The 16,405-nt window shown below is 65.4% G+C and carries 15 protein-coding genes; 4 read left to right on the top strand and 11 right to left on the bottom strand.

Annotated elements, in window-relative coordinates; genetic code table 11:
• Positions 1–10: 10 nt before the first annotated feature.
• Together CS1BSM3_RS20635 and CS1BSM3_RS20630 are read right to left on the bottom strand one after the other, a co-directional pair.
• Positions 11–721 carry an ABC transporter ATP-binding protein gene (locus CS1BSM3_RS20635; RefSeq protein WP_072390279.1) on the bottom strand — a complete coding sequence of 237 codons (711 nt, stop codon included), beginning with the start codon at positions 719–721 and terminating at the stop codon, positions 11–13.
• On the bottom strand, positions 714–1,502 hold the full coding sequence (locus tag CS1BSM3_RS20630) for an ABC transporter ATP-binding protein (protein WP_072390278.1): 789 nt from the start codon (positions 1,500–1,502) through the stop codon (positions 714–716). The genes CS1BSM3_RS20635 and CS1BSM3_RS20630 overlap by 8 nt, the downstream gene beginning before the upstream one ends.
• 459 nt (positions 1,503–1,961) lie before the next feature.
• Between CS1BSM3_RS20630 and CS1BSM3_RS20625 the strand changes: the two genes are divergently transcribed.
• Together CS1BSM3_RS20625 and CS1BSM3_RS20620 are read left to right on the top strand one after the other, a co-directional pair.
• On the top strand, positions 1,962–3,698 hold the full coding sequence (locus CS1BSM3_RS20625; RefSeq protein ID WP_072390276.1) for an ABC transporter permease: 1,737 nt from the start codon (positions 1,962–1,964) through the stop codon (positions 3,696–3,698).
• A gap of 21 nt (positions 3,699–3,719) precedes the next feature.
• The gene (locus tag CS1BSM3_RS20620) at positions 3,720–5,057 is read left to right on the top strand and encodes an ABC transporter ATP-binding protein (protein ID WP_072394183.1); all 1,338 of its coding nucleotides are present in this window, start codon (positions 3,720–3,722) and stop codon (positions 5,055–5,057) included.
• A gap of 84 nt (positions 5,058–5,141) precedes the next feature.
• On the opposite strand, the gene CS1BSM3_RS20615 is transcribed toward CS1BSM3_RS20620, so the two are convergent.
• Positions 5,142–5,519, bottom strand: coding sequence for a VOC family protein (locus CS1BSM3_RS20615; RefSeq protein ID WP_072390274.1), 378 nt, complete (start codon positions 5,517–5,519; stop codon positions 5,142–5,144).
• 78 nt (positions 5,520–5,597) lie between these two features.
• The gene (locus CS1BSM3_RS20610) at positions 5,598–6,458 is read right to left on the bottom strand and encodes an isocitrate lyase/PEP mutase family protein (RefSeq protein WP_072390272.1); all 861 of its coding nucleotides are present in this window, start codon (positions 6,456–6,458) and stop codon (positions 5,598–5,600) included.
• Positions 6,459–6,680: 222 nt separating this feature from the next.
• Between CS1BSM3_RS20610 and CS1BSM3_RS20605 the strand changes: the two genes are divergently transcribed.
• On the top strand, positions 6,681–7,460 hold the full coding sequence (locus tag CS1BSM3_RS20605) for an SDR family NAD(P)-dependent oxidoreductase (RefSeq protein ID WP_072390270.1): 780 nt from the start codon (positions 6,681–6,683) through the stop codon (positions 7,458–7,460).
• 10 nt (positions 7,461–7,470) lie between these two features.
• Here the strand turns inward: CS1BSM3_RS20605 and CS1BSM3_RS20600 are convergent, their stop codons facing one another.
• The 6 genes from CS1BSM3_RS20600 to CS1BSM3_RS20575 form a co-directional block, all read right to left on the bottom strand.
• Positions 7,471–7,857: a nuclear transport factor 2 family protein gene (locus CS1BSM3_RS20600; RefSeq protein WP_072390268.1), complete on the bottom strand. Its 387-nt coding sequence runs from the start codon at positions 7,855–7,857 to the stop codon at positions 7,471–7,473.
• A gap of 25 nt (positions 7,858–7,882) precedes the next feature.
• Positions 7,883–9,013: a serine hydrolase domain-containing protein gene (locus CS1BSM3_RS20595; protein WP_174263741.1), complete on the bottom strand. Its 1,131-nt coding sequence runs from the start codon at positions 9,011–9,013 to the stop codon at positions 7,883–7,885.
• A gap of 128 nt (positions 9,014–9,141) precedes the next feature.
• Entirely contained in the window at positions 9,142–11,943 is a 2,802-nt protein-coding gene (locus tag CS1BSM3_RS20590; protein ID WP_072390266.1) for a CHAT domain-containing protein, read from the bottom strand.
• A gap of 87 nt (positions 11,944–12,030) precedes the next feature.
• Positions 12,031–12,588 (bottom strand): hypothetical protein, encoded by a 558-nt coding sequence (locus CS1BSM3_RS20585; RefSeq protein ID WP_072390263.1) that lies wholly within the window; start codon positions 12,586–12,588, stop codon positions 12,031–12,033.
• A 24-nt stretch (positions 12,589–12,612) separates the two neighbouring features.
• Positions 12,613–13,092, bottom strand: a complete 480-nt coding sequence (locus CS1BSM3_RS20580; RefSeq protein ID WP_072390261.1) for a DUF411 domain-containing protein — start codon at positions 13,090–13,092, stop codon at positions 12,613–12,615.
• A 36-nt stretch (positions 13,093–13,128) separates the two neighbouring features.
• On the bottom strand, positions 13,129–13,404 hold the full coding sequence (locus CS1BSM3_RS20575; protein ID WP_072390258.1) for a metal-sensitive transcriptional regulator: 276 nt from the start codon (positions 13,402–13,404) through the stop codon (positions 13,129–13,131).
• Positions 13,405–13,499: 95 nt separating this feature from the next.
• Between CS1BSM3_RS20575 and CS1BSM3_RS20570 the strand changes: the two genes are divergently transcribed.
• A complete protein-coding gene (locus CS1BSM3_RS20570; protein ID WP_072390255.1) occupies positions 13,500–15,887 on the top strand; it encodes a heavy metal translocating P-type ATPase in 2,388 nt (795 codons plus the stop codon).
• A 1-nt stretch (position 15,888) separates the two neighbouring features.
• Here the strand turns inward: CS1BSM3_RS20570 and CS1BSM3_RS20565 are convergent, their stop codons facing one another.
• Positions 15,889–16,371 carry an anthrone oxygenase family protein gene (locus CS1BSM3_RS20565; RefSeq protein ID WP_072390252.1) on the bottom strand — a complete coding sequence of 161 codons (483 nt, stop codon included), beginning with the start codon at positions 16,369–16,371 and terminating at the stop codon, positions 15,889–15,891.
• Positions 16,372–16,405: the final 34 nt, after the last annotated feature.

Here is a 16,405-nt window from a genome sequence, read left to right as displayed (position 1 = left end):
TATTCGGTGTTTACACCCCGAGGTGTGCTTCGAGCCGCTGGCGACTGTTTGCTAGCTGGCTGTTCTCGATCTCGTCGACCACATGGCCGTGCTCGACCAGATAATGTCGATCTGCAACTGTCGCCGCAAAGTGAAGGTTCTGCTCCACCAGCAGCACCGTCAAGCCGCGCGCTTTCAGGTCGCGAATGACCGCGCCGATCTGCTGCACGATGACCGGCGCCAAGCCCTCGGTCGGCTCATCGAGGAGGAGGAGCTCGGCGCCCGTGCGCAGGATGCGCGCAATGGCCAGCATCTGCTGCTCGCCGCCGGACAGTTTCGTGCCCTGGCTGCGGGCGCGCTCCTTCAGTCGCGGAAACAGCGCATGAACCTCGTCGAGCGACAGCCCGCCGCTTTTTACGGCGGGCGGCAGCAGCAGGTTCTCGGTCACATTGAGGCTGGCGAAGATCCCGCGTTCCTCGGGGCAGTAGCCGATCCCGAAGCGCGCAATCTGGTTCGAGGGCAGACCTATGGTCTCGGTCTGATTGTAGCGCACCGATCCCGCGCGCTTCTGAACGATGCCCATGATCGAGCGCATGGTCGTGGTCTTGCCGACGCCATTGCGGCCGAGCAGCGTCACCACCTCGCCCTTGCGGACCGAGAACGTCATGCCATGCAGCACGTGGCTTTCGCCGTACCAGGCATGAAGATCGCGAACATCGAGAAGTGGGGCGGCCTCAGCCATGGGCACCTCGCAGCGCGGGGGTGGCCTCGGCGTCCGTCGTCCCCATGTAGGCCTCGATCACTTGAGGGTTCTGCGAGACCGCGGCGTACGGTCCTTCCGCGATCACGCGCCCACGGGCGAGAACGGTGATGGTATCGGAGAGATCCGCCACCACGGAGAGATTGTGCTCGACCATGAGGACGGTCCTGGACTTGGCCGCCTTCCGAATGAGTTGCGAGATGCGGCCGATGTCCTCGCGCCCCATCCCGGCCATGGGCTCGTCGAGCAGCATGACCTCGGGCTCGAGGGCGAGCGTCGTCGCGATTTCCAGCACGCGCTTGCGGCCATAGGGGAGCTCTGCGGCGACCAGGGTCTCGGAGCCCGCGAGCCCGACATCGTCGAGGATCTGAATGGCGCGATCGTTGAGCTGGTTGAGTGAGGCCTCGGAGCGCCAGAAGTGGAACGAGGTGCCGAGCTGGCGCTGCAATGCGATGCGCACGTTCTCGAGCAGCGTGAGGTGCGGGAATGTCGCCGAGATCTGGAAGGAGCGAACGAGGCCGAGCCGCGCGACGCTCGCGGGAGCAAGCCGGGTGATGTCCTGGCCGTTCAGGTAGATGCGCCCCGACGTCGGCTGCAGGAACTTGGTGATGAGATTGAAGCAGGTCGTCTTGCCCGCGCCGTTGGGGCCGATCAGGGCGTGAATGGTGCCGCGCCGGACGGAGAGATTGACGCTGTCGACGGCGCGGAAGCCCTTGAAGTCCTTGACGAGGCTTTGGGTCTCAATGGCGACGGACGGCTCCATTGCCTAGCCTTTCAGGACGGAGAATAGGGCCAGCCACCGCCGGCGGCCTGGGCGTCGAAATAATGAGCGACCCCGAAACTCGGGATGCTGGTTCAGTGGCAACGTCGAAATTGGCAAACGGCCTCCCAGAACGCAGGGTGCTGGAACACCCTGATATTGTTTATTGCTTTGCTACCTCTACAGCAGGCTCTCTGTTCGCCGTCAAGCGCCCTTAGGCTTATTGACAGGCTCTGTGACACCGAATTTGGCGGGCGCCCTCGGGGCGCGTGCTTCTTAGTTAATCCGGGTTCGGCTCGAGCCGCGTTGCGACCTGATAACCGCCCTCTCCCGAGCACCTCTTCGTGACGATCTTTCGTGCGACGCTGCATTCCTCAGCACGCGCGCATATATGCATGCGTTCGACATGTGATGAGAGTAGGAGGGGGGAGTGAACGTCGGGCGGCTATTCGGAACGTCCCCATGCGCTTGCATCAGCCTGCCTTCGCGACCATTGCCCGGCGCCCCTACGTCGCCAATCTCTGGGACGTTCTGACTTTCGGCCTGCTGTTTGCCGTGCTCATTCTTCTGGCGCACGGGGGACGCGAAACACTCGCGCCGCTGACGTCGCTCGACGTATCGCCCGTCTCTCTCGACCCTGCGATGCTGCCCGAGTACGCGCTGCGCTCGACCATGCGCATGCTGGCGGCGATCGTCGCTTCGATCATCTTCTCGCTGGCCTATGGCGCGCTCGCCGCGAAGAGCCGCCGCGCCGAGATAGTCCTCATACCTCTCCTCGACATTCTCCAGTCCGTTCCGGTTCTCGGGTTCCTGTCCTTCACGGTCGTCGCCTTCATGGCGCTCTTTCCCGGCCAGGTCCTCGGCGTCGAGCTGGCGGCAATCTTTGCCATTTTCACGAGCCAGGCCTGGAACATGACCTTCAGCTTCTATCAGTCGCTGAAGACGCTCCCCTCCGATCTCGATGAAGCGAGCCGCAGCTTTCGCCTCTCGACCTGGCAACGCTTCTGGCGCCTCGAGGTGCCATTCGCAATGCCGGGGCTGGTCTGGAACACCATGATGTCCATGTCCGGGGGCTGGTTTTTCGTGGTGGCTTCTGAGGCCATCTCGGTCGGCAACACCACGGTCGCACTGCCTGGCATCGGCTCCTACCTGGCTCTCGCAATCGAGAAGCAAAGCCTCGCGGCCGTCGGCTGGGCCGTGCTCGCGATGCTGGTCGTGATCCTCCTCTACGACCAGCTTTTGTTCAGGCCCATAGTCGCCTGGGCGGAGAAGTTTCGCGTGGAGCAGACCGCGGCGGCGACCGTGCCTCGATCCTGGTTTCTCGACGCCGTTCGCCGGGCGCGACTCTTTCGATGGTGTCTCAGCCCGTTCACCGCTTTTCTCCAGGGCATTCCCCGGACGCGACTGCAATTGCCTGCGGAATTGCCAAGTGGGGCTCGAGCGGCACTGTCGAGCGCCTGGGCGGATCGGGCATGGCTCGCGCTCGTAGTGGCGGGCGCAGCCTATGCCGTGTGGCTGATCGTGAGCTTCGTCATGACCGGGCTGCCCTGGAGCGAATGGGTGCGGGTGTTCGCGCTCGGTGGCCTTACGCTGCTGCGCGTGACCGTGCTGATCGCCCTGGCCACATTGATCTGGGTGCCGATCGGCGTATGGATCGGGCTCCGGCCGCAACTTGCCGAGCGCGTCCAGCCGCTGGCTCAGTTCCTTGCTGCGTTCCCGGCAAACATCGTCTTTCCGTTCGCAGTCGTGGCGATCGTGAAGTTCGATCTCAATCCCGATATCTGGCTCTCGTTCCTCATCATCCTCGGAACGCAGTGGTACATCCTCTTCAACGTCATTGCGGGCGCGAGTGCCTTCCCCAGTGACCTCAAGGAGGCCGCCGCGACATTCCGAATTCGAGGCTGGGACTGGTGGCGCAAGGTCATTCTGCCCGGCATCTTCCCCTACTACGTCACCGGCGCCATCACTGCGAGCGGTGGATCCTGGAATGCCTCCATCGTCGCGGAGGTTGCAACGTGGGGGAATACGAAGCTCCAAGCCCATGGTCTCGGAGCCTACATCGCCGAGGCCACTGCGGCGGGTGACTACCCTCGGATCGTTCTCGGCATTGCCGCCATGTCGCTTTTCGTCGTCATGCTGAACCGTCTGCTCTGGCGGCCACTCTACGCGCTTGCTGCCAGCCGGCTGCGTCTCGATTGAGAAAGGGAGCGCATCATGCCGATGCTGGAAACCACCGATCTCGGAGAGCGCGTCGCGAGCGCGCCCCTCGTCGAAATTGCCGGCGTACGACAGGTCTATCACAAGGGAGACAACGCCGATCTCGTTGTCCTCGATGATGTTTCGCTGACCATTCAGCAAGGCGAGATCGTCGGCCTGCTCGGCCGTTCCGGCTCGGGAAAATCAACGCTTTTGCGGATTATCGCGGGCCTGCTCCAGCCGACGAGCGGTCGCGTCCAGTGGCGCGGGACGCCGATATCAGGCCCCTGCGAAGGCATCGCGATGGTCTTCCAGAGCTTCGCGCTCTTTCCGTGGCTCACGGTCCTCGGCAATGTCGAGCTCGGCCTCGAGGCGCTGGGCATTCCGGCAAGCGAGTGCCGCCGTCGCGCCATCGAAGCCATCGATCTCATCGGCCTCGACGGCTTCGAGAGCGCCTATCCGAAAGAGCTGTCGGGCGGCATGCGCCAGCGCGTGGGTTTTGCCCGCGCGCTCGTGGTGCACCCGAGGCTCATGCTCATGGACGAGCCTTTCTCGGCACTCGATGTGCTGACCGCCGAGACGCTGCGAACGGACCTCATTGACCTCTGGAGCGAGGGTCGGCTCCCGATCGAATCCATCCTCATGGTGACCCACAATATCGAGGAGGCGGTGCTGCTGTGCGATCGCATCCTCATCTTCTCGTCCAATCCGGGACGCGTCGCGTCCGAAGTGAAGGTCGAGATTCCTCATCCGCGCTCGCGTACGGATCCGGTATTCCGCAAGCTCGTCGACGACATCTACGGATTGATGACGCAGCGCCCCACGACTGAGCGCGTGGAGAAGCGGACCGGCGGCGTCGTTCTCGGGAGCGGGATCGGCATGGCGCTGCCTCGCATCTCCACCAACCGTCTGTCGGGACTCATGGAAGCCCTGGCGTCGCCTCCCTACGACGGCAGCGCAGATCTTCCCGACCTCGCCGCGACGCTGCAGATGGAAGTCGACGATCTCTTCCCCATTGCGGAAGCACTTCAGCTCCTGCGCTTTGCCGAGGTGGCCGAGGGTGACGTGAAGCTCACGCCCTATGGCCGGCGTTATGTCGAATCCTCTCTCGATGCGCGCAAGCGGCTCTTTGCCGATCACCTGCTCGCATTCGTCCCGCTGGCGGGGCTGATCCGGCGCGTGTTGGACGAGCGGCCGAGCCACAGGGCGCCCTTCAGACGCTTCTCGGAGGAGCTCGAGGATCACATGTCCGAGGAGCGCGCCGAGGAGACCATGCGCGCCGTCATTTCCTGGGGTCGCTACGCCGAATTGTTCGGCTACGACGAGAATACGAACGAGCTGAACCTCGACAATCCCGCCTAGCGTGGCGATCAGGCCCACCCCGCGACAAAAGAAAAGGCGCCCAGGCAAGCCTGAGCGCCATGACGCGGTTCCGCGCGGTGCCGATCAGCCGCGATGCAGCGCGCAGATCTTGTTGCCGTAGGGATCGCGCAGGTACGCGAGATAGAGCTTGGCCGGGCCCATTTCGCGCCAGCCGGGCGGGTCCTCGATGCTCGTGCCGCCATTCGCCACGCCCGCATCGTGGAAGGCCTTGACCTTTTCCGGGCTGTCGCAGGCGAAACCGACAGTGCCGCCATTGGCGTGGCTCGCCGCCTTGCCGTCGATCGGTTTGCTCAGGCCGAACACGCCCGTCTTGGTGCGATAGAAGATGCGCCCCTTGGGGTCGGCTTTGCCCTCCGGTACCCCGAGAACACCGAGGACGGCATCGTAGAACTTCTTGGATGCGTCGACGTTATCGGCACCGAGCATGACGTGTGAGAACATGCGGTCACTCTCCTTTGGTTGGTCTTCCTCAAGTACGGCGCACGGGGGCCGCTTGTTGTGCCCCGTTGTCTGCGTGCTTCAGCCTACGATGAACTGCTTGGCATGGGCCTCGTAGTCCTGATAGCCGAGCGTCGCGCGCAGCTCGGGCGGCGGAAGGGCGCTCGCGGCCTCGGCTTTTCCCTCCTTGAGAGCGGCGAGGCCGGCCTTCATGCCGGCCGCAGCCGGCGAGAGCATTGCCGTTGGATACGTACCGATCTTGAAGCCGAGCTCGGCCGCACGCTTTTGATTGGGCGTCTCGCGCGGTGCGCCCGGTGAGAGCACGGCGAACGATGGCCGTCCGGCTGCTGCCGCGACCGCACGGCGGATTTCGGCCTCGTCGGCTGGCGAGTCCAGGAAGAGAATGTCCGCGCCTTCCTCGACGAACATCTCGATGCGCGCCACGGCCTCCTCGATGCCCGCCGTCGGCCGGCAGTCGGTACGCGCCATGATCAGGATGCCGGACTCTTTCGCTGCCTGCACGGCGGCACGGACCTTCATGCGCGCCTCCTCGCGCGGCAGGCAGGGCTTGCCGGCGGAAGTGAGCGCACGGGGCGTGATCTTGTCCTCGATCAGGATCGCGGCTGCACCGGCACGGCCATAGGCGCGCACGGTGCGCTGCACGTTCATGGCATTGCCATAGCCGTGATCGCCGTCGGCGAGGACGAGAAGATCGGGCGCGGCGCCGCGCACCATGTTGAAGGAGTCGAACATCTCCGCGAACGTGATGAGATCGAGATCGGGGCCGCCAAGTCGGCTCGCCGCGACGCAGGAGCCCGAAAGAAACGCGGTCTCGAAGCCCGCCCCGAAGGCGAGCTTGGCCGTGAGGCCGTCCCAGACGGCGGGCATGACCACGAAGTCGGGCTTGGCAAGGAGGGCGCGCATACGGGCGGGTGCGTTCATATGGGATCGCTTTCGGTAGATGAGCCGGACATGGGCTCGCGGATGGATGGCGGCTGGTGCGTGGATTGTTGCCGCGCGGGCGGCGCACCGGCAAGGGGGAACTCTGCGCGGCTGGCATGAGCCCCGCGGGATGACGCCGGCATATGGTCGGCGAGCCGCGAGGATGTCAGTATGCGGCAGAGGCCCCTCAGGCCCACCGGACTGCAATCAAGGGAGGGAGAAATGGATCTCAGCGATCAGGTCGTCATCGTGACGGGCGCAGGTCAGGGCATTGGCAAGGCTGCGGCGCTGGCGCTCGCAGATGCGGGAGCCGATGTCGTGGTCGTCGATATCAACGAGCGCACGCTCGAGGAGACGGCGGCGGCCGTGAAGGCCAAGGGCCGGCGCACGCTCGCGATCCGCGCCGACCTCGGCAGTGTCGCGGAGATCGACCGCATGATCGCCGAGAGCGTGGCGGCCTTCGGGCGCATCGATACGCTGGTCAACAATGCGGGCGTCACGCGGCGCGCCTACATCATGGACCTCACGGAGGAGGATTGGGACCGCATTCATCGCGTGAACGCCAAGGGCGTCTTCTTCTGCCTGCAGCGCGTCGCGCGCGAGATGATCCCGCGCCGCAGCGGCCGCATCATCAATATCGCCTCGGTGGCGGGCAAGGGCTTTCCAGGCACATCGAACGCGATCTATGCCGCGAGCAAGGGCGCGGTCATCAGCCTGACCAAGACGGCCGCCCAGCAGCTTGGGCCGCACAACATCAATGTCAACTCTGTCTGCCCCGGCATCGTGCGGACGGCGCTCTACGAGCAGATTGTGAAAGTCATGTCCGAGACCGAGGGCCTCAGCATCGAGGTCGTCGAGGCGCGCGCTGTTGCCAGCGTCCCGCTGCGCCGGCCCAATGAGCCCGAGGACATCGCCGACATGATCGTTTTCCTCGCCTCGGCGCGCGCACGAAACGTCAGCGGCCAGTCCTTCAACGTGGATGGCGGCCTCATCCCGGACTGAAGCCCCTGCCTCAGGCGACGACCTTGATGTAGGTGTCCTTGCGCACGATCTTGTCGCCGCGGAACGTGTAGAGATCACAGCCGAGCCATTCCTGCTTCTGGCCATTGGGGAGCGTCGCCGTGCGGAGCCATTCCGTGACCGCGCGATTGCCGACGACGTATTCGGCCGTGTGCTCCCAGCGGACATCCGGGCTGTTGGCGAACAGGGGGACGAAGTAGCTGCGGATCTGCTCCTTGCCCTTGTACGACTGGCCCCACACATCGGGGCCCTTGGCATTGCGGAACTCGCCGTCCTCGGCAAAGCAGTCGACGATCGCATCCACGTCGCGGCGGGCGAATGCCGCGCCGATTTCACGAACGCGCTCGAGCGTGACGGGCTCATCGGCGGTCTTCTGCATGATGGTCCTCCTCGTTGGCGATCCTCTACGCGGCGGCGGCCATGAGCCGCTTGAAGAAGCCGTCGGCCTTGGCCTTGTCGATCCAGCGCACGACAGCGACGAGATCCTGAGAGGGCGCAACCCAGATCAGGTTCGTGCCGGCGCCGAGGGCGAACCAGCTATCGGCCGGAGCGCTTGGATAGTTGCGCCCGCCGCGGTTCAGCCACCAGAGGAAGCCGTAGCCGTCGTTCGTCGCGGAAGGCTCGAGCGACTGCGCCATCCAGCCTTCGGGAAGGAGCTGGCGGCTGCCCCAGCGCCCGTTGCTGGCGACGAGGAGGCCGACGCGCGCGTGATCGCGTGTCGGGATGAAAAGGCCACCGCCCCAATGGCTGCCGCCCGAGACGGACTGCACGCGCTTGCCGGCGACCTCTGTCCACGACGTCGAGTAGCCGTGCCACTCCCAATCCTTCGACGCGCCGATCGGGTCCATGATGCGCTCGCGCAGCACGTCGGGGAGCGGCCGGCCGAAGCGCTGCAGCAGCGCAAAGGCGAGCACGTTCACGCGCACATCGTTGTACTCGTAATACGTGCCGGGCGTCTGGCGCTGGCGCAGCTCGCCTTTGCGCTTGTTGTTCTCCGCGCCGCCGACCTGGCGGAAGTGATCGACCTGATCGGACTTCTCCCACAGCACGCCGTCCCACTCGGAGGACTGCGTGAGCAGATGCCGCCATGTGATGAGGCCGTTGTGCGGCCCGTCGAAGTGACCCGTCTTCACGGTCGCGCCGACGCGGTCGTCGACGCTGCCGATGAGGCCGTCGCCGATGGCGATGCCGGCGAGCATCGACAGATAGCTCTTCGCGACGCTGAAAGTGACGTCGGCGCGCCGCGTATCGCCCCATTCGGCAACAATGCGGCCGCCCTTGAGGATCATGCCGGCCGGACCACCGCGCGGGCGCACGATGCCGGCAATCTCGCTCCACGGTCCGCTCTCGTTCCACTCGACGTTCCCGACATAGCGGCCATCGGGATAGTAGAGCGAGCGCGGCCACGGGCTCTCGGAGGCCTCGGCCCAGGCGATGGCCGCTTCGAGCTTCTCGGCATTGAAGCCGCCTGCGGCGGGAGCGATGGCGTCCCAGCTGGAGCCGTCGGGCGGGGGCGTATAGGCGGATGATGACACGGAGGCACTCCCGTTTTCTGGAGACGTCTGCTGGGCAGGCTTTCCCGGCAATGCTCGACCAAGGAGCGCCTCAAGGCAAGGGACCTTGCCGACATGCCTGCCAGTTGATGGCTGCGCGCGCGTCGCAATCAGTGTCCGGTATGGACGAAACCGCCCCAGAAATAGGGATGTGCGAACGGACGGGCGACCGCCGTGGGATCAGCGGCTTCCTTTTGGCCATCGCTGCGCGCGGGCCATTCGATGGCTGAGCGATTGCGCCCGCGCTTCAGAGTTTCCGGGCTCAGGCTCCGGGCAATCTCACCGGCTTGGCGGCGGGTGATCCGCTCCGCCTTGGCGGCATCCTCGACGTACGCCGTGAGTTCGGCATTCGTCGCTTGCCTGAGCCAGGATTGTGCCCGGTGCAGCGCCGTCGCGGGACGCAGCCGCTCGTCGATATGCAACTCGTAGAAGCGGGCTATGAGCAGTGCCGTCGCCGCATCCGAGACCGGCCACAAGGTGCCGAGAACTCCCGCCGCACCGAGCGTCATGAAGGAGCCGGGGAGACCGATGAATTCGTCGGGATTGTTCGTGATCTCCGAGAGCCCCGTCTCGCAGGCCGAAAGCACGACGAGCCGGGGTTTGCCGAGCCCGTCCGCCTCGAGCAGGCGGCCAACGCTCAGCCGCGCGAAGTCATGCATGATGAGGGCCGACTGGCGAACGTCGGACCATGAGAACGTGCCGTGCGAGGCAAAGTGCCAGTGCGTGCGCCCTTTGAGCGCGTCGAGTGTGGCATCGAGGGTGGCAGTGTTCCCTAAGAGGATCGTGCGCGAGGTTTCCGCAAAACGTGCGGCGACGAGCGCGCCCTCCATCTCCGAGCCGGGCAGGTCGCCCGTCGGATTGATCACGGCCGCGAGTGTCGCGGTGTCGGCCGTCGCTGCGCGCTCGCGCGAAGCTGCCAGTGCGGCAAGGCTTGGCGCGACGGTGATCTCATAGTCGTCGGCAAGGCGTCGCTTGCTGACTGGATCCTGAGCGAGGCCGAGGGGCAGCGCGCCGAGCCAGCCCGAAGGTATCCAGACGAGTTGCGCACCGGGCTTCACGCCCTGCGCCTTGAGCGTTGCGTCGAGCTCGCCTGCGAAGAGGCGCCAGAGGTCCGGCCCGAGATCATCGATCGCTGCCAGCCATTGTGGCCAGCGCTTTTCCTTCTCCTCGCCCTCGAAGTAGTTGGCGAAGTAGGCACCGACCCAACCGGCGCCCGTCGTGCCATCGGGCCCGGCAAGCAGCACGGAGAGACGCTCGGGTGTCAGCTCGGGCAGGTCGATGGCTTCGAAACTTCCGCCACCGCCGCCTGTCATTACAATGAGCCGACCACCGAGGGCCGTGACGACGGGGATGGCGACCGCGCCGCCTTCGGCGGTGATCCGGCGCGCCTCCGCGAGCACCATTCCGCTGCGATCCTCATTCGTGCCGCTCGCCGATACGAGCTTGAGGAGCTCGCGGCGTAGCCCGGCCAGATGCTCGATCGCGGCGGCGCGCTCGGTGGCGCTTGCAGCCTCGAGGGTGCTCTGAGCATTCCTGATCGATGCGCGCAGCATCTCGAGGCGAGTACGGTTCTCTGCGGAAAGTTCCAGCGACTGCAGCCGCAGCGATACGGCCAGCAGATGCGCGCGTCCTTCGTCGGCGAGCGCAACGGCAGCTTCGGGAGCGCCGCGCTCGACGGCACCAAGGGCGGCTTCAGCGAACAGCGGGCCCGCATCCGCAATAAGGGAGCGCGCCTCCACTTCATCGAACCCCTGACCGAACAGAAGAAGGAAGGCTTCGCGCGCACTCGTGTGGACAGAGCTTGCCTCCTGCCAGTTGCCGGCCTGAAGGAGGACATGGCCGAGCGCGCGGCCCGTGCGCAGATGCTCGCGCGGAAAGGCGTCGCGCGTGAATACGGAAAGGGCGGCCTCGTAGGCGGCGATCGCGAGTTCGCGGTTGATGCCAGGGAGGCCGCGAATGCGCCCCGAATAGGCATTGCCGAGCGCGCTCTGCGCGCGCCCCCACTCCATGGGAAATCCGCTGCGCGTGAAGACCGTGAGTGCGGCATCGAGGTGGCTGATCGCCTGCTCCTGGTTATCGGCGCGCTCGCCGCCGGCACGCACGAGGTAGATGGACGCGAGGTTGTAATGTGCCGAGGCCCACTCCTTGGGCACGCTTTCGCGCGTGAAGATACCGAGGGCGGCCAGGAGATGGCCGATGGCCCTGTCGTGGTTCTCGGTGCGCGTGCCGCCGATGCGATTGCGATAGATCGAGCCGAGGTTGTTTTGTGCCATGGCCCAGAACATCGGCGCGGCCTCGCGCGTGAACACGCTCAATGCGGCCTCGGTGTGTGCGATGGCGGCTTCGAGGTTGTCGGCTGCCGTGCCGCGGATGCGGCTCTGGTACACGACCGCGAGGTTGTTCTGCAGCCGTGCCCATTCCTGGGGGGCTGTGGTGCGCGTGAAGACGCGAAGTGCGGATTCGAAATGCGCGATGGCGCGCTCTTGGTTGTCTGCGCGCTCGCCGCGGATGCGTGCCCAGTAGGCAATGCCGAGATTGTTTCTGAGCGTGGCCCAGTTCTGCGGATCGCGCTCGAATGTCCAGGCCGGCAGCGCGGACTCGAAGTGAGAGATGGCGCTCTCGATGTTGTCCGCTCGTACCCCCGTCGGTCGGTTGACATAGGCGCTCGCGACGCCGAACTGCAACTCGGCGCGCACGTGCTCGCGCCCTGCAGCCAGCGGCCATGGCTCGAGCGATGCTGCGCGGGCGAGCAAGGCCTCACCCAGCGCGATACGCTGCTCGTTGTCCTGGACCTGCTGCCAACGCGCGAAGTGTTCGGCGAATTCGCTCTCGGGCTGCTGAGCGCGCGCCGGCATGATCGCTCCGAGCGCGATCATGAGCGCCGTCAGTAGTCCCACGCATCCCTGCCACATCAAGTCCTCCCGTGGGCGGACTGTCGCTGCCCGCAGGATTAGGCTTGCCGCGTGGCATGAGCATGGCAACGCTCTTACTGGCGAAGGTCACGTACCTGCCGGGGTAGCGTCGGCGTCGGAGATTTCGAGGGCAGCGCTCAGCGGGCGCGCGCGAATGGCGGCGATCAGGTCGTCGGTTCCGGCTTCGAGCGCGATCGTTGGCGACATGGGGAGCACGAAATCGGCGCCCTGCTGGCCGGCACGAGCACCACGCACCCAGTTGGCGAACCGAAGCGTCGGGCCGCCGGGGCTGGCGGACAGGCGCTGGGAGTCGGCGATGAGGAACAACTGCCCGAGGCCGCGCATACGGCCGACGCGGATCTCCTTGATCGCGTTCCAGGGGATCAGGGCATCACCAAGCGCCGGATCGCGAAGACCATCGTCGCTCATGACGATGGCGGGCATGGGCCGCATCAGCCGCACGACATCATAGAGAGCGCGCGCGGCATAGAAGACGAGGCCGAGCAGCATGGCAACATCGACGAAGTGCCATTTGAGCGGCCGTGCGACTACGAAATAGAGAAGGCCAAGCGCCACAAAGGCGGCATTCACCCAGAGACTGCGTCTGATGACGCTCGCGCGGTAGGGAAAGCTGATGGGTGGCATCGTTCGTTCCCCTTCGCGTGCGTATCAGACGGGCCGATCACCGAGATAGCGACCGAAGCGCGACTGTCCGCCCTTGCCGAACAGGATCACGTCGTAGGTTTCCGGCTTGCCGCCTTCCATGCCCGGAGAGCCAATGGGCATCCCGGGCACTGCGAGGCCGAGCGCGTCGGGCTTTTCTGCAAGAAGTCGTTTGATCGCGTGTGCAGGAACATGTCCCTCGATGACATAGTTGCCGAGTTGCGCCGTGTGGCATGAGGCGAGCGCATCGGGGATGCCGAGACGCGCTTTGATGGCCGTCATGTCTGAAGTGTCTGTGGCGCGTGCGATGAAGCCGTGGTGCATCAGGTGCGCAATCCATCCCCCGCAGCAGCCGCAGTTCGGGTCCTTGAACACATCGAGCGCAGGCGCGGCCTCGGCTCGGATGGGCGTCGCATGGCCAGCGGCCAGACCGGCGAGGAGACCGAGGGCAGAACGGCGCGAGAAGGCTCGAATGAGCGATGTCATGTGGGGCCTCACTGAGTGGGGGCCGGATGGCCAGGGTCAGCGATCCGATCGGCTGAGCACTTCCATGAGCTCGGCGACCTTCTGCTCCTGCTCGGCCTTGTTGCCGCTGGCAATGGCATGGCGGACGCAATGGTCGATGTGATCGCGCAGCACGGACTCCTCGACGCGCCGAAGCGCGGCGCGCACCGCCGCGATCTGCGTGACGATGTCGATGCAGTAGCGGTCCTCCTCGACCATGCGGGCGAGGCCCCGCACCTGACCTTCAATCCGGTTGAGGCGCTTGAGACGGGACGATTTGGCATCATGGCTCATGCTTGACGAATACCCGACGGGGGTATATCTGTCAATCGAAGGATACCGGTGAGGGGTATATCCGCCGTCACCGATCAAACGAGGCAGAAGGCATCATGAGCCAGCACAATCACGGATCGCACGGATCACATGACGCGCACGCAGGCCACGGCGGCTCGTGCTGTCACGGTCATGGCTCAACGGAAGCTGCCCACAAGGTCAAAGACCCTGTCTGCGGCATGAGCGTGGACCCGCATACGGCCAAGCACCGCCATACGCACGAAGGCCACACGTACTATTTCTGCAATCCGCGCTGCCGCGAGAAGTTCATCGCCGATCCGATGAGGTATCTCGCGCCAGACGAGGCGCCGCCACCCGCGCCCGTCCCTGCGGGGACGATCTATACCTGCCCCATGCACCCGGAAATCCGGCAGGAGGGACCCGGGAGCTGCCCCATCTGCGGCATGGCGCTGGAGCCTGAGATTGCGACAGCCGATACGGGGCCCAATCCCGAGCTGATCGACATGACGCGGCGGTTCTGGATCGGCCTCGCGCTGACGCTGCCCGTGTTCGTGCTGGAGATGGGCGGCCACCTCATCGATCTGCATCAGTGGATCGGGCAGCAGACATCGAACTGGATCCAGCTCGCGCTGGCGACGCCGGTCGTGCTGTGGGCGGGCTGGCCGTTCTTCGAGCGCGGCTGGGCGTCGATCAAAACGCGCAACCTCAACATGTTCACGCTGATCGCCATCGGCACGGGCGTCGCATGGCTCTACAGCATTGTCGGCACACTCTGGCCGAGCCTGTTCCCGGCCTCCATGCGCGGTCATGATGGCGCCGTCGCCGTCTACTTCGAGGCATCGGCTGTCATCACGGTGCTGGTGCTGCTCGGGCAAGTGCTGGAGTTGCGCGCACGCGAGCAGACGAGTGGTGCCATTCGCGCTTTGCTCGATCTCTCGCCCAAGATGGCGCGCCGCATCCGCCCGGATGGCACGGACGAGGATGTGAGCCTCGACCATGTGTCGGCCGGCGATCGCCTGCGCGTGCGTCCTGGCGAGCGCGTGCCCGTCGACGGCGAGATCCTCGAAGGGCGAAGCGCGCTCGATGAATCCATGGTGACGGGCGAATCCATGCCGATCACGAAGAGCACCGGCGACAAGGTCATCGGCGGCACGATGAACCAGTCGGGCGGCTTCGTCATGCGCGCCGACAAGGTGGGGCGTGATACCGTTCTCGCACGTATTGTGCAGATGGTGGCGGAGGCTCAGCGCAGCCGCGCGCCGATCCAGCGGTTGGCTGATCAGGTCTCCGCGTGGTTCGTGCCGGCGGTGATCACGGTCGCGGTCCTGGCGTTCGTCGCATGGTCGCTCTGGGGGCCGGAGCCGCGGCTGACGTTCGGTCTCATCGCGGCAGTCTCCGTGCTCATCATTGCGTGCCCGTGTGCGCTGGGGCTTGCGACGCCCATGTCCATCATGGTCGGCGTCGGGCGGGGCGCGCAGTCGGGCGTGCTCATCAAGAATGCCGAGGCGCTCGAGCGCATGGAGAAGGTCGACACGCTCGTCGTGGACAAGACCGGGACGCTGACCGAGGGCCGGCCGAGCGTCGTCGCACTTCACACTGTCTCCGGCATCGATGAGAACGAGATGTTGCGTCTCGCCGCCAGCCTGGAGCGGAGCAGCGAGCATCCGCTCGCCGATGCGATCGTGCGCGCCGCGACGGAACGCAATCTCGCACTCGCCAATCCAGAGAACTTCGATACGCCGATCGGAAAAGGCGTCGTCGGATCTGTCGAAGGCCGTGCGCTGGTCATCGGCAATCGCCGGATCATGGCCGATTCTCATATCGGCACGACGGGCCTCGATGCCCGCGCCGACGACCTACGCCGCGATGGCGCGACGGCCATCTACGTCGCCATTGATGGCAAGGCCGTCGGTCTCATCGCGATCGCGGATCCGGTGAAGGCCACGACACCCGGCGCGATCGCGGCCCTCAAGGAGGCCGGCATCCGCGTCGTCATGCTGACCGGTGATAACAGGACCACGGCCGAGGCGGTCGCGCGCCAGCTCGGCATCCCGGAGGTCGAAGCTGAGGTCCTGCCCGAGGACAAGAGCAAGGTCGTCACGCGCCTGCGCCGCGAGGGCCGGGTGGTCGCCATGGCCGGCGACGGTATCAACGATGCACCCGCACTTGCGGCGGCTGATGTCGGCATCGCCATGGGCACGGGCACGGATGTCGCCATGGAGAGCGCAGGCGTCACGCTCCTCAAGGGCGATCTCGGCGGCATTGTGCGCGCACGGCACCTCTCAGCGGCGACCATGAGCAACATCCGCCAGAACCTCTTCTTCGCCTTCATCTACAATGCTGCTGGCGTGCCGGTCGCCGCGGGCGTGCTCTATCCGCTGTTCGGCCTGCTGCTCTCGCCGGTCATTGCGGCGGCTGCCATGGCGCTTTCGTCTGCGAGCGTCATTACGAACGCCCTGCGGCTGCGCCACGCGAAGCTCTGAGCTAGAGCGCAATTGCCAGCGCGAAGCAGATCGTCGCGAGCAGTGCTGCGATCGTGCGCACGTGGTTCCACCACATCCAGGCGGCAAAGTAGTCCGTCCATGTCTGAGCGAGATCGGGATCGCTCAGCTTGGTTCTGGCGAGCTTCTCGTTCAGGGGCACGTTGAACACGATGGTGATCCCGAGCGTGCCGAACAAATAGAGCGCGGCGCCGATGCGGCTCAGCATGGCGCCCGGAGAGCTCCACGGATCGGGTGTCGTGATGCCGGCGATCAGCGCAATGAAGCCTGTGCCGAAGAAGAGCGCGAAAAACAGCGGGTTCAGCACCGTCACATTGATACGCTGCATGGCGTCGGCACCCTGGGCGGCATCGAGCTCGCCAAGCGCTTTCATCACGAAATTCGAGAAGGCAAAGAAAATACCGCCGACGAGGCCGGCACCCGTCGTGGCCGTGACCAGTGTGAATATCTCGAACCAGGCGGGCATTGGCCTCCCCCTCCGATGCGCCGATGGTGCAGCG

The sequence above is a fragment of the Hyphomicrobium sp. CS1BSMeth3 genome, from assembly GCF_900117415.1.
Taxonomy (GTDB): Bacteria; Pseudomonadota; Alphaproteobacteria; order Rhizobiales; family Hyphomicrobiaceae.
This window is presented reverse-complemented; position numbering and strand designations above follow the sequence as displayed.